This window comes from Duganella violaceipulchra (assembly GCF_019166075.1).
GTDB classification, from domain to species: Bacteria; Pseudomonadota; Gammaproteobacteria; order Burkholderiales; family Burkholderiaceae_D; genus Rugamonas; species Rugamonas violaceipulchra.
On sequence record NZ_JAHTGR010000009.1, the window covers coordinates 225153 to 236978 of the forward strand.

Below are 11826 nucleotides of genomic sequence, written 5' to 3' on the forward strand. Positions count from 1 at the left end.
ATGGAACTCAAGCTCTTGAACGCTCAAGGTCAAGCCGCCTCTAACGTAGCTGCCGCCGACACCATTTTCGGCCGTGACTACAACGAAGCCCTGATCCACCAAGTCGTCGTTGCTTACCAAGCCAATGCTCGCAGCGGCAACCGTAAACAAAAAGACCGTGAAGAAGTCCACCACACGACCAAGAAGCCATGGCGCCAAAAAGGTACCGGCCGTGCTCGTGCTGGTATGTCGTCGTCGCCACTGTGGCGCGGCGGTGGTCGCATCTTCCCGAACTCGCCTGACGAGAACTTCACCCACAAAGTGAACAAGAAGATGTATCGCGCAGGTATCTGCTCGATCCTGTCCCAGCTGGCCCGCGAAGATCGCCTGACGATCATCGAAGACCTGACGATCGAAGCGCCAAAGACCAAGCTGCTGTCGCAAAAGCTGACCGGCATGGGCTTTGACTCGGTTCTGATCATCACCGACGTCGCCAACGAAAACCTGGAACTGGCATCGCGTAACCTGCCTAACGTACTGGTTGTTGAACCACGTCACGCAGATCCAATGTCCCTGGTGTTCTACAAGAAGATCCTGGTCACGAAAGCTGCACTGGCCAAGATTGAGGAGATGCTGGCATGAGCGCATTGAAATTTAGCGAAGAGCGCCTGATGAAGGTGCTGCTGGCTCCGGTCATTTCCGAGAAGGCCACCATGGTCGCGGAAAAGAACGAACAGATCGTGTTCCGTGTAACCACCGACGCGACCAAGCCAGAAATCAAAGCCGCTGTTGAACTGCTGTTCAAAGTGGAAGTGGAATCGGTGCAGACCGTCAACCGCGAAGGTAAGCAGAAGCGTTCCGGTGCTCACACCGGCCGCCGCAACCATACCAAGCGTGCTTTCGTGTGCCTGAAACCTGGCCAGGAAATCAATTTCTCCGAGGAGGCTAAATAATGGCACTCGTTAAGATGAAGCCAACCTCCCCAGGCCGTCGCGGCATGGTGAAAGTTGTGAACCCGGACCTGTACAAAGGTCGTCCGTTCGCAGCCCTGGTTGAGAAAAAATCGAAAACTGCTGGTCGTAACAACAACGGCCACATCACCACCCGCCACATCGGCGGTGGTCACAAGCAGCACTATCGCCTGATCGACTTCAAGCGTCAGAAGGATGGCATTCCAGCGAAAGTGGAACGGATCGAATACGATCCAAACCGCACCGCGAATATCGCCCTGCTGTGCTACGCCGACGGCGAACGCCAGTACATCATCGCAACCAAGGGCATGTCCGTTGGCGATGCAGTGATGAATGGTTCGGAAGCGCCGATCAAGTCGGGCAACTGCCTGCCGATCCGCAACATTCCGGTCGGTACCGTCATGCACTGCGTCGAAATGCTGCCAGGTAAGGGTGCCCAAATGGCCCGTTCCGCCGGCGCCGGCGTGGTCCTGATGGCCCGTGACGGCACCTACGCCCAGGTTCGCCTGCGCTCGGGTGAAGTACGTCGCGTGCACATCGAGTGCCGTGCAACCGTGGGTGAAGTCGGCAATGCCGAACACAGCCTGCGTAAAATCGGTAAAGCCGGCGCGATGCGCTGGCGCGGTGTTCGTCCTACCGTTCGCGGTGTGGTCATGAACCCGGTCGATCACCCGCACGGTGGTGGTGAAGGTAAAACTGCAGCTGGTCGTCATCCAGTGTCGCCTTGGGGCCAACAGACTAAGGGTAAGAAGACCCGCAGCAACAAGCGTACTTCTTCCATGATCGTCTCGCGCCGCGGCAAGAAATAAGGGGTAGCACATGACTCGTTCATTGAAAAAAGGGCCGTTCTGTGACGCCCACCTGGTGAAAAAAGTCGAAGCCGCGCAAGCTGCCAAAGACAAAAAGCCAATCAAAACCTGGTCCCGTCGTTCGACCATCATGCCTGACTTCATCGGCCTGACGATCGCCGTCCACAATGGCAAGCTGCACGTGCCAGTGTACGTTTCCGAGAACATGGTTGGTCACAAGCTCGGTGAATTCGCGCTGACCCGCACGTTCAAGGGCCATGCCGCTGACAAGAAGGCGAAGAAATAATGGAAACCAAAGCTATCCTCAAGGGTGTGCGCTTGTCGGATCAGAAAGGTCGCCTCGTGGCTGACCAGATCCGCGGCAAGAAAGTTGACGCTGCACTCAACATTCTGCAATTCAGCCCAAAAAAGGGCGCGACCATCATCAAGAAAGTGCTGGAGTCCGCCATCGCGAACGCCGAGCACAATGATGGCGCCGACATCGACGAACTGTTCGTAAAAGTCATTTACGTCGAAAAGGGCCCGATCCTGAAGCGCTTCACTGCACGCGCTAAGGGCCGGGGCGATCGCATCTCGAAACAATCGTGTCACATTTACGTGACCGTCGGCAACTAAGGAGCTAAAAATGGGTCAAAAAATTCACCCAACCGGCTTCCGCCTGTCGGTTACCCGTAACTGGGCATCGCGTTGGTACGCGGGCAACAGCAACTTCGCTTCGATGCTGAACGAAGATCTGAAGGCACGCGCCTACCTGAAAACCAAGCTGAAGAACGCTTCGGTCGGCCGCATCGTCATCGAGCGTCCAGCCAAGAACGCGCGCTTCACGATCTACAGCTCGCGTCCGGGCGTGGTCATTGGTAAAAAAGGCGAAGACATCGAAGTGCTGAAGGCCGCGCTGACCAAGATCATGGGCGTGCCAGTGCACGTCAATATCGAAGAAATCCGCAAGCCAGAAATCGACTCGCAACTGATCGCCGATTCGATCGCCCAGCAGCTGGAAAAGCGCATCATGTTCCGCCGCGCCATGAAGCGCGCCATGCAAAACGCCATGCGTCTGGGTGCCCTGGGCATCAAGATCATGTCGTCGGGCCGTCTGAACGGTATCGAAATCGCTCGTAAAGAGTGGTATCGCGAAGGCCGTGTGCCACTGCACACCCTGCGCGCCGATATCGACTACGGTACCAGCGAAGCTTCGACCACCTACGGCATCATCGGTGTCAAGGTGTGGGTATACAAGGGTGACCGCGCGCCGAACGGCGATGCACCAGTCATCGATACCCCGCCGGACGAGAAGAAGCCACGTGGCCCACGTCGTGACGACGGCAAACCAGCTGGCCGTCCGCGTCCAGCAGGCGCCGGCGCCAAGCCAGCGGCTCCAGGCGCTCGTGTTCGCACTGCCGCCAAGCCGGCCGAGAAAGCAGGAGAATAATCATGCTGCAACCAGCACGCAGGAAGTATCGTAAAGAGCAGAAAGGCCGTAACACCGGCATTTCGCATGGCACCGGCACTTCGGTGTCGTTCGGTGAGTTCGGTCTGAAAGCCGTTGCCCGTGGTCGTATCACGGCACGCCAGATCGAAGCCGCACGTCGCGCCATGACCCGTCACATCAAACGTGGTGGCCGTATCTGGATTCGTATCTTCCCGGACAAGCCAATTTCGAACAAGCCTGCCGAAGTCCGTATGGGTAACGGTAAGGGTAATCCGGAATACTACGTCGCTGAAATCCGTCCGGGCAAAGTCCTGTACGAAATGGACGGCGTAGATGAAGTACTGGCGCGCGAAGCATTCCGCCTGGCCGCTGCCAAACTGCCACTGGCGACCACTTTCGTGGTCCGTCAAGTCGGCCAATAACAGGAGTGAAATATGAAAGCATCTGAACTCCGCGGCAAAGACCAGGCAGCTCTGCAAAAAGAGCTGAATGACCTGTTGAAGGCCCAGTTCGGCCTGCGTATGCAAACCGCTACGCAGCAGCTGAGCAACACTTCGCAGCTCAAGAAGGTACGTCGCGATATCGCACGTGTAAAAACGGTAATGAACACGAAGGAAGCCAAATGACCGAACCAGTAAAGTCGCTCAAGCGCACCCTGATCGGTAAAGTGGTGTCCGACAAGATGGACAAAACCGTCACCGTTCTGATCGAACGTCACGTCAAGCATCCTTTGTACGGCAAGATCATCGTGCGCTCGAACAAGTATCACGCGCACGACGAGACCAACCAGGTGAAAGCCGGTGACACGGTGGAAATCGTGGAAGGTCGTCCGATCTCCAAAACGAAGGCATGGACCGTGACGCGCGTGGTGCAAGCCGCGCAAATCGTTTAATTGAAGTCGTCGCCTCCGGTCTTCGGTCCGGGGGCGATTTTCAATTAGTTCTTGCAAGCCCGCGAGTTGTATGTAATACTTGCGGGCTTCGTTCATGTAACGCCGCAAAGTGTCTGGCCACAGACGCTGAACCGTGCGGTCAGTAGCAAGACGAAGGTCAAGCACCCAAACAGTGGGCTCTTCATGAGCGCTCTGGCGGGACCAAGACTGACCGCAGGTCCGCATTGTGTGGATTCTTCGGCTTAAGTTGGGAAAGAGAATACTATGATTCAAACTGAAAGCCGGCTCGAAGTGGCTGACAATACCGGTGCCAAGGAAGTAATGTGCATCAAGGTATTGGGCGGCTCCAAGCGCCGTTATGCTGGCATTGGCGACGTGATCAAGGTAACCGTTAAGGTTGCTGCGCCACGTGGCCGTGTCAAAAAAGGTGAAATTTATAACGCCGTGGTAGTGCGCACCGCTAAAGGTGTTCGCCGCCAAGACGGTTCCCTGGTGAAGTTCGACGGCAACGCTGCCGTTCTGCTCAACGCCAAGCTGGAACCGATCGGTACCCGTATTTTTGGACCAGTGACGCGCGAGCTGCGTACTGAAAAGTTCATGAAGATCGTGTCCCTGGCACCGGAAGTCCTGTAAGGAGTCGTAATGGATAAGATTCGTAAAAACGACGAAGTCATCGTTCTGACCGGGAAAGACAAGGGCAAACGTGGCGTCGTTCAGCAGCGTATCGATGCTGAGCATGTCGTGGTTGAAGGCGTCAACGTCGCTAAAAAAGCGACCAAGCCTAACCCAATGACTGGCGTACAAGGTGGTATCGTCGATAAGACTATGCCGATTCACGTGTCCAACGTTGCATTGTTCAATGCAGCGACTGGCAAGGCAGACCGTGTCGGTTTCAAAGAGGTGGATGGCAAAAAAGTCCGCGTCTTCAAATCGTCCGGCGAAGTAGTGAAGGCTTAAGAAATCATGGCACGTCTCCAAGAATTCTATAAAGAAAAAGTCGTCGCCGACCTGACCGCGAAATTCGGTTACAAGTCGGTGATGGAAGTTCCACGTCTGACCAAGATCACCCTGAACATGGGTGTTGGTGAGGCTATCGCGGACAAGAAAGTCCTCGAACACGCTGTCGGCGACCTGACTAAGATTGCTGGCCAGAAGCCAGTGACCACCAAGTCGCGCAAAGCTATCGCGGGTTTCAAAATCCGTGAAGGCTACCCGATCGGTACCATGGTCACCCTGCGCGGCGCTCGCATGTACGAGTTCCTGGATCGCTTCATCACCGTGGCTCTGCCGCGCGTGCGCGATTTCCGTGGTGTCAATGGCCGCTCGTTCGATGGTCGTGGTAACTACAACATCGGTGTCAAAGAGCAGATCATCTTCCCGGAAATCGAGTACGACAAGATCGATGCGCTGCGTGGTATGAATATTTCGATCACCACCACCGCCAAGACCGACGACGAAGCGAAAGCTCTGCTCGCCGCCTTTAAATTCCCGTTCAGGAACTAAGAAGATCATGGCAAAACTCGCACTGATTAACCGTGAGCAGAAACGCGTCGACCTGGCAAACAAGTTTGCTGCCAAGCGCGCTTCGCTGAAGGCCATCATTGATGACCAGTCGAAGTCGGAAGAAGAACGTTACGAAGCGCGCCTGAAACTGCAAGCGCTGCCACGTAACTCGGCTCCGACCCGCCAGCGTAACCGCTGCGCCGTCACCGGTCGTCCACGCGGCACCTTCCGTAAATTCGGTCTGGGCCGTATCAAGCTCCGTGAATTCGCCATGCGTGGTGAGATCCCGGGTATGACTAAAGCAAGCTGGTAATAGGAGAATATGCAATGAGTATGAGCGATCCTATCGCCGATATGCTGACCCGCATTCGTAACGCCCAAGGCGTGCAAAAGACGACCGTGGCCATGCCATCGTCGAAAGTTAAAATTGCGATTGCCAACGTCCTCAAGGACGAGGGTTACATTGAAGATTTCGCCGTAGCCGAAGCTGGTGGCAAAGCGGAACTGAAAATCGGTTTGAAGTATTATGTTGGCCGTCCCGTCATTGAGCGCCTTGAGCGCGTGTCCCGTCCGGGCCTGCGCGTCTACAAGGGCAAAGACGAGATCCCTACTGTGATGAATGGCTTGGGTGTGGCGATCGTGTCGACTCCGCAAGGCGTCATGACTGACCGCAAAGCACGCGCTACCGGTGTCGGCGGCGAAGTTATTTGCTACGTCGCATAAGGAGTTAGACATGTCTCGTGTAGCTAAAATGCCAATCGCTGTGCCAGCTGGCGCTGAAGTCGCCATCTCCGCAGCAGCGATCACCGTCAAGGGCCCGCTGGGCGTCTTGACCCAGGCCCTGAACGGCCAGGTAACGGTGGAAAACAATGCAGGAACCCTGAGCTTTGCCGCCGCTAATGACAGCCGCGAAGCCAATGCCATGTCCGGTACGCTGCGCGCACTGGTCAACAACATGGTCACTGGCGTGACCAAGGGTTTCGAGAAAAAGCTGAACCTGGTTGGTGTGGGTTACAAGGCGCAAGCGCAAGGCGACAAGCTGAATCTGTCGCTGGGCTTCTCGCACCCTGTCGTTCACTCGATGCCAGTAGGCGTCACCTGCGCAACCGCAACGCCGACGGAGATCATCATCAAAGGGATCGACCGTCAGCAAGTGGGCCAAGTGGCTGCTGAAGTTCGCGCTTACCGCTCCCCTGAGCCTTATAAGGGCAAGGGCGTCCGTTATTCGGACGAAGTGGTTAAGATTAAAGAAACCAAGAAGAAGTAACTAGGGGCTGACGATGGACAAGAAAGAATCACGTCTGCGCCGCGGACGCCAAACCCGGATCAAGATCGCGCAACAGAAAGTGAACCGCCTGTCGGTACACCGCACTAACCTGCATATCTACGCGAACCTGATCTCGCCGGATGCCAAAGTATTGGTATCGGCGTCCACGGCAGAAGTCGAAGTGCGCAACGAACTGGCTGGCAAATCGGGCAAGGGCGGCAACGCTGCTGCTGCCGCGATCGTCGGCAAGCGCGTCGCAGAGAAAGCACTGAAAGCAGGGATTACCGAAGTCGCGTTTGACCGCTCCGGTTTCCGTTACCACGGCCGTGTGAAGGCGCTGGCAGAAGCCGCGCGCGAAGCCGGTCTGAAGTTCTAAGGAACGATCATGGCAAAAATGCAAGCAAAAATGGCAAGCGACAAGCCGGATGACGGCATGCGCGAAAAAATGATCGCGATCAACCGCGTGACCAAAGTGGTCAAGGGTGGTCGTATCATGGGTTTCGCCGCGCTGACCGTGGTTGGTGACGGCGATGGCCGCATCGGCATGGGCAAGGGCAAGTCGAAGGAAGTCCCGGTTGGTGTGCAGAAGGCAATGGAAGAAGCCCGTCGCAACCTGATCAAGGTCAACCTGAAGAACGGCACCCTGCAGCACACCGTTACCGGTCGTCACGGCGCGTCGAAAGTAATGATGTCGCCTGCTAAACCAGGTACCGGCGTCATCGCTGGCGGCGCAATGCGCGCAATCTTCGAAGTAATGGGCGTGACCGACGTCGTGGCGAAATCCACCGGCTCGAGCAACCCTTACAACCTGGTGCGCGCCACGCTGGATGGTCTGGCAAAAATGAGTACTCCTGCTGAGATTGCTGCGAAACGCGGCAAGTCGGTAGAAGAGATCCTGGGCTAAGGTGGACATTATGACAACTAAAACCGTCAAAGTACAATTGGTCAAGGGCTTGATCGGCACGCGTGAAGACCACCGTGCCACCGTTCGCGGTCTGGGTCTGCGTCGTGTTAACTCGGTTGCCGAGTTGCAGGACACCCCATCCGTGCGCGGCATGATCAACAAAGTCTCGTACCTCGTTAAAGTAGTTGCGTAAGCCCTCGGGCTTACACACGGAGAAATCATGGAACTGAATACCATACAACCAGCCGATGGCGCTAAGCACTACAAGCGTCGCGTCGGCCGCGGTATCGGCTCCGGTCTGGGTAAAACCTCGGGCCGTGGTCACAAGGGTCAAAAATCGCGTTCGGGCGGCTTCCACAAAGTCGGTTTCGAAGGCGGTCAGATGCCTCTGCAACGCCGTCTGCCTAAGCGCGGTTTCAAGTCGCTCAACGCCACCTTCAAAGCTGAAGTGCGTCTGTCCGACCTGAACAACCTGGCCGTTGGCGACATCGACATCCTGGTCCTGAAGCAAGCTGGCGTACTGGGCGTGCTGGCACGCGACGTGCGCGTCATTCTGTCCGGCGAGATCACCAAAGCGGTGAACCTCAAAGGCCTGAAAGTGACCGCTGGCGCGAAAGCCGCCATCGAAGCAGCCGGCGGCTCGGTAGCCTGAGTTGACCGCTAACAGCTTGATCGGAGCGAAAATTGGCGACTAATCCACAACTTGCTAAAAGTGCAGCGGCTGGTTTCCCTTGGAACCGGCTCTGGTTCTTGCTTGGCGCATTGGTGGTTTATCGTATCGGCGCTCACATCCCGGTTCCCGGGATCGATCCGGTACAATTGGCCGCGCTGTTCAAGTCGCAAGAGGGTGGCATCCTGGGCATGTTGAACATGTTCAGTGGTGGCGCTCTCGCGCGCTTCACAGTCTTTGCGCTGGGTATCACGCCTTACATCTCGGCCTCGATCATCATGCAACTGGTGTCGATCGTGTCCCCGCAGATGGAGGCGCTCAAAAAAGAAGGCGAAGCAGGCCGTCGCAAGATCACCCAGTACACCCGGTATTTCACGGTGGTGCTGGCGACGTTCCAAGCGTTGGGCATTGCAGTCGCACTGGAGTCGCAAGCTGGTCTGGTGCTGGATCCAGGCTATGCATTCCGTTTCGTTACGGTCGTTACGCTGTTGACCGGAACCATGTTCGTGATGTGGTTGGGCGAGCAAATTACCGAGCGCGGTCTCGGTAATGGTATCTCGATCATCATCTTCGCGGGTATCGCAGCCGGTCTGCCGGGCGCACTGGGAGGCCTGGCCTCGTCGGTGAGCAACGGTGCGATCGGCGCGTTCTCCGCGATCATCATCATGATCCTGGTTGTGGCGGTGACGTTCTTCGTGGTATTTGTCGAACGTGGCCAACGCAAGATTCTGGTGAACTACGCGAAACGCCAGGTGGGCAACAAGATTTACGGTGGACAGACGTCGCACCTGCCATTGAAGTTGAATATGGCCGGCGTGATCCCACCGATCTTCGCTTCGTCGATTATCTTGTTCCCGGCAACGATCGTGGGCTGGTTCACGACGGGTGCCGATACGGCCAGCCCGGTCGTCCGGTTCCTGAAAGATTTGGCAGCTTCGATGGGGCCAGGCGAGCCCATCTACGAACTGTTGTACGCCATTGCGATCGTGTTTTTCTGTTTCTTCTATACAGCGCTGGTCTTCAACAGCAGGGAAACAGCGGACAACTTGAAGAAGAGCGGGGCCTTCGTGCCAGGGATACGTCCCGGTGAGCAGACAGCCCGTTACATCGACAAGATCCTGACACGTTTGACACTGGCCGGCGCCGTCTACATTACGTTGGTCTGTTTGTTGCCGCAATTCATGCAAGCCGAGTGGAAGGTACCATTCTATTTTGGCGGTACCTCTCTGTTGATTATTGTAGTTGTGACCATGGATTTCATGGCCCAGGTACAAAACTACGTGATGTCGCAGCAATATGAATCGCTGCTGCGCAAAGCAAATTTCAAGGGCGGAATTCCGACGCGATAAGCGCGGTAAACATACCGAATGGCAAAAGACGACGTCATACAGATGCAGGGCGAGATTCTTGAGAATCTCCCGAATGCAACATTTCGAGTAAAGCTGGAAAACGGACACGTGGTGCTCGGGCATATTTCGGGTAAAATGCGGATGAACTATATCCGCATTCTTCCTGGCGACAAGGTGACGGTAGAGCTGACACCTTACGACCTGAGCCGTGCACGTATCGTGTTCCGGACCAAGTAACTGTAAATCGAACCAAGAAGAGAGAGCAAAATGAAAGTTAACGCCTCAGTCAAGCGGATCTGCCGCAACTGCAAGATCATCAAGCGCAAGGGCGTTGTTCGCGTAATCTGCGTCGAACCACGTCACAAGCAGCGTCAAGGTTAATAACCGTTATTTATCGAGGAATAACGAATGGCACGTATTGCAGGGGTTAATATCCCCAATCATCAGCACACCGTAATCGGCCTGACGGCCATCTACGGTGTAGGCCGTCCACGCGCAAAGTTCATCTGCGCCGCAACGGGTATCGCGACCACTAAAAAGGTCAAGGATCTGGACGACAGCGAACTGGAAAAGCTGCGCGATGAAGTAGCAAAATTCATCGTCGAAGGCGACCTGCGTCGTGAGCTGTCCATGAACATCAAGCGTTTGATGGATCTGGGTTGCTACCGCGGTATGCGTCACCGTAAGGGCCTGCCGGTCCGCGGCCAGCGCACCCGCACCAATGCACGTACCCGCAAGGGCCCGCGCAAAGCCGCTCAATCGCTCAAGAAATAATCTAGGGAAATCACATGGCTAAGCAACAAAGCAGCGCAGCAGCAGCGCGCGTCCGCAAGAAGGTCAAGAAGAACGTTGCCGAAGGTATCGCGCACGTTCACGCTTCCTTCAACAACACCATCATTACCATCACCGACCGTCAGGGCAATGCTCTGTCGTGGGCGACCTCCGGTGGTGCTGGCTTCAAGGGTTCGCGTAAATCGACCCCGTTCGCAGCGCAGGTTGCGGCCGAAGCAGCTGGTAAAGTCGCAGTGGAATGCGGCGTGAAGAACCTGGAAGTGCGTATCAAGGGCCCTGGTCCTGGTCGTGAATCCGCAGTGCGCGCACTGAACAACCTGGGCATCAAGATCACCGAGATCCAGGACGTTACCCCAGTACCGCACAACGGCTGCCGTCCTCCAAAACGTCGTCGTATCTAATAGTCCGGTCGGCGGCGAAGCTCGCTTCGCCTCCTTCCGACTTGCAGAAATCGCTGGAGCAGGAGACCGGAAACGGTTATACTGCCCGGCTGTTGTCGCCTGTCGAACAACGTTCGGCGGGTTATTCGCATTTTGAGCCACCGTCTGGCCCACCCTGAGGATCAGACTAGCGCCTAACCATCGCAGGATGGCTGGGGCGTTATTATTTAAAAAAAGGAAGCATCGTGGCACGTTATATCGGACCTAAAGCAAAACTCTCCCGTCGTGAAGGTACTGACCTGTTCCTGAAGAGCGCACGTCGCTCGCTGGACAGCAAGTGCAAACTGGACGTCAAACCAGGCCAGCACGGCGTGAAATCGGGTGCCCGCACCTCGGACTACGGCAACCAACTGCGCGAAAAGCAAAAAGTCAAGCGTATGTACGGCGTTCTGGAACGTCAGTTCCGTCGCTACTTCGCAGAAGCCGACCGTCGTAAAGGCAACACCGGCGAAACCCTGCTGAAGCTGCTGGAAACCCGCCTGGACAACGTTGCATACCGCATGGGCTTCGGCTCGACCCGCGCTGAAGCGCGTCAGCTGGTATCGCACAAGGCGTTCACCGTGAACGGCCAAGTGGTTAACATCGCTTCGTACGTGGTTAAAGTCGGCGACGTCATCGCTGTTCGTGAAAAATCGAAGAAGCAAGTGCGTATCGTTGAAGCGCTGTCGCTGGCTGAACAAGTTGGCATGCCAGCTTGGGTGTCGGTCGATGCCAAGAAAATGGAAGGCACCTTCAAGTCCCTGCCAGAGCGCAATGAGATCGCCAACGACGTCAACGAATCGCTGATCGTCGAACTGTACTCGCGTTAATCCGTAGTCTAG

Annotated in this window: 25 protein-coding genes; all 25 read left to right on the forward strand. The window is 56.0% G+C overall.

The features are described from left to right. The 25 genes from rplD to rpsD all read left to right on the forward strand — a co-directional run bounded on the left by rplD (nucleotide 1) and on the right by rpsD (nucleotide 11814). Nucleotides 1-621, forward strand: coding sequence for a 50S ribosomal protein L4 (gene rplD / locus KVP70_RS18310; protein ID WP_026334873.1), 621 nt, complete (start codon nucleotides 1-3; stop codon nucleotides 619-621). Then, the gene (gene rplW / locus KVP70_RS18315; RefSeq protein WP_008444291.1) at nucleotides 618-932 is read left to right on the forward strand and encodes a 50S ribosomal protein L23; all 315 of its coding nucleotides are present in this window, start codon (nucleotides 618-620) and stop codon (nucleotides 930-932) included. The genes rplD and rplW overlap by 4 nt, the downstream gene beginning before the upstream one ends. After that, nucleotides 932-1759 (forward strand): 50S ribosomal protein L2, encoded by an 828-nt coding sequence (gene rplB, locus KVP70_RS18320; RefSeq protein ID WP_020704372.1) that lies wholly within the window; start codon nucleotides 932-934, stop codon nucleotides 1757-1759. Before rplW ends, rplB begins: the two co-directional genes overlap by 1 nt. 10 nt (nucleotides 1760-1769) lie before the next feature. After that, a complete protein-coding gene (gene rpsS / locus KVP70_RS18325; RefSeq protein ID WP_008444295.1) occupies nucleotides 1770-2045 on the forward strand; it encodes a 30S ribosomal protein S19 in 276 nt (91 codons plus the stop codon). After that, nucleotides 2042-2374 carry a 50S ribosomal protein L22 gene (gene rplV / locus KVP70_RS18330; protein ID WP_173595008.1) on the forward strand — a complete coding sequence of 111 codons (333 nt, stop codon included), beginning with the start codon at nucleotides 2042-2044 and terminating at the stop codon, nucleotides 2372-2374. Before rpsS ends, rplV begins: the two co-directional genes overlap by 4 nt. A 10-nt stretch (nucleotides 2375-2384) precedes the next feature. Next, the gene (gene rpsC, locus KVP70_RS18335; RefSeq protein WP_217943624.1) at nucleotides 2385-3188 is read left to right on the forward strand and encodes a 30S ribosomal protein S3; all 804 of its coding nucleotides are present in this window, start codon (nucleotides 2385-2387) and stop codon (nucleotides 3186-3188) included. Nucleotides 3189-3190: 2 nt separating this feature from the next. After that, entirely contained in the window at nucleotides 3191-3610 is a 420-nt protein-coding gene (gene rplP / locus KVP70_RS18340; RefSeq protein WP_020704376.1) for a 50S ribosomal protein L16, read from the forward strand. A gap of 12 nt (nucleotides 3611-3622) precedes the next feature. Beyond that, nucleotides 3623-3814: a 50S ribosomal protein L29 gene (gene rpmC, locus KVP70_RS18345; RefSeq protein WP_020704377.1), complete on the forward strand. Its 192-nt coding sequence runs from the start codon at nucleotides 3623-3625 to the stop codon at nucleotides 3812-3814. Further along, a complete protein-coding gene (gene rpsQ, locus KVP70_RS18350) occupies nucleotides 3811-4080 on the forward strand; it encodes a 30S ribosomal protein S17 (RefSeq protein ID WP_008444314.1) in 270 nt (89 codons plus the stop codon). Before rpmC ends, rpsQ begins: the two co-directional genes overlap by 4 nt. Before the next feature lie 264 nt (nucleotides 4081-4344). Then, entirely contained in the window at nucleotides 4345-4713 is a 369-nt protein-coding gene (gene rplN / locus KVP70_RS18355; RefSeq protein ID WP_008444317.1) for a 50S ribosomal protein L14, read from the forward strand. 9 nt (nucleotides 4714-4722) lie between these two features. Then, the gene (rplX, locus tag KVP70_RS18360; protein ID WP_008444319.1) at nucleotides 4723-5037 is read left to right on the forward strand and encodes a 50S ribosomal protein L24; all 315 of its coding nucleotides are present in this window, start codon (nucleotides 4723-4725) and stop codon (nucleotides 5035-5037) included. A gap of 6 nt (nucleotides 5038-5043) precedes the next feature. Beyond that, nucleotides 5044-5583, forward strand: coding sequence for a 50S ribosomal protein L5 (gene rplE / locus KVP70_RS18365; RefSeq protein WP_008444321.1), 540 nt, complete (start codon nucleotides 5044-5046; stop codon nucleotides 5581-5583). A gap of 7 nt (nucleotides 5584-5590) precedes the next feature. After that, nucleotides 5591-5896, forward strand: a complete 306-nt coding sequence (rpsN, locus tag KVP70_RS18370; protein WP_008444324.1) for a 30S ribosomal protein S14 — start codon at nucleotides 5591-5593, stop codon at nucleotides 5894-5896. A 14-nt stretch (nucleotides 5897-5910) separates the two neighbouring features. Continuing rightward, nucleotides 5911-6306: a 30S ribosomal protein S8 gene (gene rpsH, locus KVP70_RS18375; protein WP_008444325.1), complete on the forward strand. Its 396-nt coding sequence runs from the start codon at nucleotides 5911-5913 to the stop codon at nucleotides 6304-6306. A gap of 10 nt (nucleotides 6307-6316) precedes the next feature. Continuing rightward, nucleotides 6317-6850 carry a 50S ribosomal protein L6 gene (rplF, locus tag KVP70_RS18380; protein ID WP_217943625.1) on the forward strand — a complete coding sequence of 178 codons (534 nt, stop codon included), beginning with the start codon at nucleotides 6317-6319 and terminating at the stop codon, nucleotides 6848-6850. A gap of 13 nt (nucleotides 6851-6863) precedes the next feature. Beyond that, on the forward strand, nucleotides 6864-7226 hold the full coding sequence (gene rplR, locus KVP70_RS18385) for a 50S ribosomal protein L18 (protein ID WP_090325886.1): 363 nt from the start codon (nucleotides 6864-6866) through the stop codon (nucleotides 7224-7226). A gap of 9 nt (nucleotides 7227-7235) precedes the next feature. Then, nucleotides 7236-7754, forward strand: a complete 519-nt coding sequence (gene rpsE, locus KVP70_RS18390) for a 30S ribosomal protein S5 (RefSeq protein ID WP_026334874.1) — start codon at nucleotides 7236-7238, stop codon at nucleotides 7752-7754. A gap of 10 nt (nucleotides 7755-7764) precedes the next feature. Then, nucleotides 7765-7947, forward strand: coding sequence for a 50S ribosomal protein L30 (gene rpmD / locus KVP70_RS18395; protein ID WP_036623375.1), 183 nt, complete (start codon nucleotides 7765-7767; stop codon nucleotides 7945-7947). 27 nt (nucleotides 7948-7974) lie between these two features. Beyond that, nucleotides 7975-8406 carry a 50S ribosomal protein L15 gene (rplO, locus tag KVP70_RS18400; RefSeq protein ID WP_116992806.1) on the forward strand — a complete coding sequence of 144 codons (432 nt, stop codon included), beginning with the start codon at nucleotides 7975-7977 and terminating at the stop codon, nucleotides 8404-8406. A gap of 32 nt (nucleotides 8407-8438) precedes the next feature. Further along, nucleotides 8439-9773: a preprotein translocase subunit SecY gene (gene secY / locus KVP70_RS18405; RefSeq protein WP_217943626.1), complete on the forward strand. Its 1335-nt coding sequence runs from the start codon at nucleotides 8439-8441 to the stop codon at nucleotides 9771-9773. An 18-nt stretch (nucleotides 9774-9791) separates the two neighbouring features. Then, nucleotides 9792-10010 (forward strand): translation initiation factor IF-1, encoded by a 219-nt coding sequence (gene infA, locus KVP70_RS18410; protein ID WP_005663428.1) that lies wholly within the window; start codon nucleotides 9792-9794, stop codon nucleotides 10008-10010. A 30-nt stretch (nucleotides 10011-10040) separates the two neighbouring features. Further along, nucleotides 10041-10154, forward strand: coding sequence for a 50S ribosomal protein L36 (rpmJ, locus tag KVP70_RS18415; protein WP_005663407.1), 114 nt, complete (start codon nucleotides 10041-10043; stop codon nucleotides 10152-10154). Between the two features lie 27 nt (nucleotides 10155-10181). After that, complete coding sequence (gene rpsM, locus KVP70_RS18420; RefSeq protein ID WP_020704383.1) at nucleotides 10182-10547, forward strand: 30S ribosomal protein S13; 366 nt, start codon at nucleotides 10182-10184, stop codon at nucleotides 10545-10547. Nucleotides 10548-10561: 14 nt separating this feature from the next. Beyond that, the gene (rpsK, locus tag KVP70_RS18425) at nucleotides 10562-10966 is read left to right on the forward strand and encodes a 30S ribosomal protein S11 (RefSeq protein WP_008444339.1); all 405 of its coding nucleotides are present in this window, start codon (nucleotides 10562-10564) and stop codon (nucleotides 10964-10966) included. Nucleotides 10967-11190: 224 nt separating this feature from the next. Beyond that, complete coding sequence (rpsD, locus tag KVP70_RS18430; RefSeq protein WP_008444341.1) at nucleotides 11191-11814, forward strand: 30S ribosomal protein S4; 624 nt, start codon at nucleotides 11191-11193, stop codon at nucleotides 11812-11814. The last annotated feature ends 12 nt before the right edge of the window (nucleotides 11815-11826 follow it).

Coding starts and splice junctions, on each gene's coding strand:
- rpsH (WP_008444325.1), top strand. CDS start 5,911: ATGAGTATGAGCGATCCTATCGCCGATATGCTGACCCGCATTCGTAAC.
- rpmD (WP_036623375.1), top strand. CDS start 7,765: ATGACAACTAAAACCGTCAAAGTACAATTGGTCAAGGGCTTGATCGGC.
- rplR (WP_090325886.1), top strand. CDS start 6,864: ATGGACAAGAAAGAATCACGTCTGCGCCGCGGACGCCAAACCCGGATC.
- rpmJ (WP_005663407.1), top strand. CDS start 10,041: ATGAAAGTTAACGCCTCAGTCAAGCGGATCTGCCGCAACTGCAAGATC.
- rplE (WP_008444321.1), top strand. CDS start 5,044: ATGGCACGTCTCCAAGAATTCTATAAAGAAAAAGTCGTCGCCGACCTG.
- rpsS (WP_008444295.1), top strand. CDS start 1,770: ATGACTCGTTCATTGAAAAAAGGGCCGTTCTGTGACGCCCACCTGGTG.
- rpsC (WP_217943624.1), top strand. CDS start 2,385: ATGGGTCAAAAAATTCACCCAACCGGCTTCCGCCTGTCGGTTACCCGT.
- rplN (WP_008444317.1), top strand. CDS start 4,345: ATGATTCAAACTGAAAGCCGGCTCGAAGTGGCTGACAATACCGGTGCC.
- rplW (WP_008444291.1), top strand. CDS start 618: ATGAGCGCATTGAAATTTAGCGAAGAGCGCCTGATGAAGGTGCTGCTG.
- rplP (WP_020704376.1), top strand. CDS start 3,191: ATGCTGCAACCAGCACGCAGGAAGTATCGTAAAGAGCAGAAAGGCCGT.
- rplX (WP_008444319.1), top strand. CDS start 4,723: ATGGATAAGATTCGTAAAAACGACGAAGTCATCGTTCTGACCGGGAAA.
- rpsE (WP_026334874.1), top strand. CDS start 7,236: ATGGCAAAAATGCAAGCAAAAATGGCAAGCGACAAGCCGGATGACGGC.
- rplO (WP_116992806.1), top strand. CDS start 7,975: ATGGAACTGAATACCATACAACCAGCCGATGGCGCTAAGCACTACAAG.
- rpmC (WP_020704377.1), top strand. CDS start 3,623: ATGAAAGCATCTGAACTCCGCGGCAAAGACCAGGCAGCTCTGCAAAAA.
- rplF (WP_217943625.1), top strand. CDS start 6,317: ATGTCTCGTGTAGCTAAAATGCCAATCGCTGTGCCAGCTGGCGCTGAA.
- rpsM (WP_020704383.1), top strand. CDS start 10,182: ATGGCACGTATTGCAGGGGTTAATATCCCCAATCATCAGCACACCGTA.
- rplD (WP_026334873.1), top strand. CDS start 1: ATGGAACTCAAGCTCTTGAACGCTCAAGGTCAAGCCGCCTCTAACGTA.
- rplB (WP_020704372.1), top strand. CDS start 932: ATGGCACTCGTTAAGATGAAGCCAACCTCCCCAGGCCGTCGCGGCATG.
- rpsQ (WP_008444314.1), top strand. CDS start 3,811: ATGACCGAACCAGTAAAGTCGCTCAAGCGCACCCTGATCGGTAAAGTG.
- rpsK (WP_008444339.1), top strand. CDS start 10,562: ATGGCTAAGCAACAAAGCAGCGCAGCAGCAGCGCGCGTCCGCAAGAAG.
- rpsN (WP_008444324.1), top strand. CDS start 5,591: ATGGCAAAACTCGCACTGATTAACCGTGAGCAGAAACGCGTCGACCTG.
- infA (WP_005663428.1), top strand. CDS start 9,792: ATGGCAAAAGACGACGTCATACAGATGCAGGGCGAGATTCTTGAGAAT.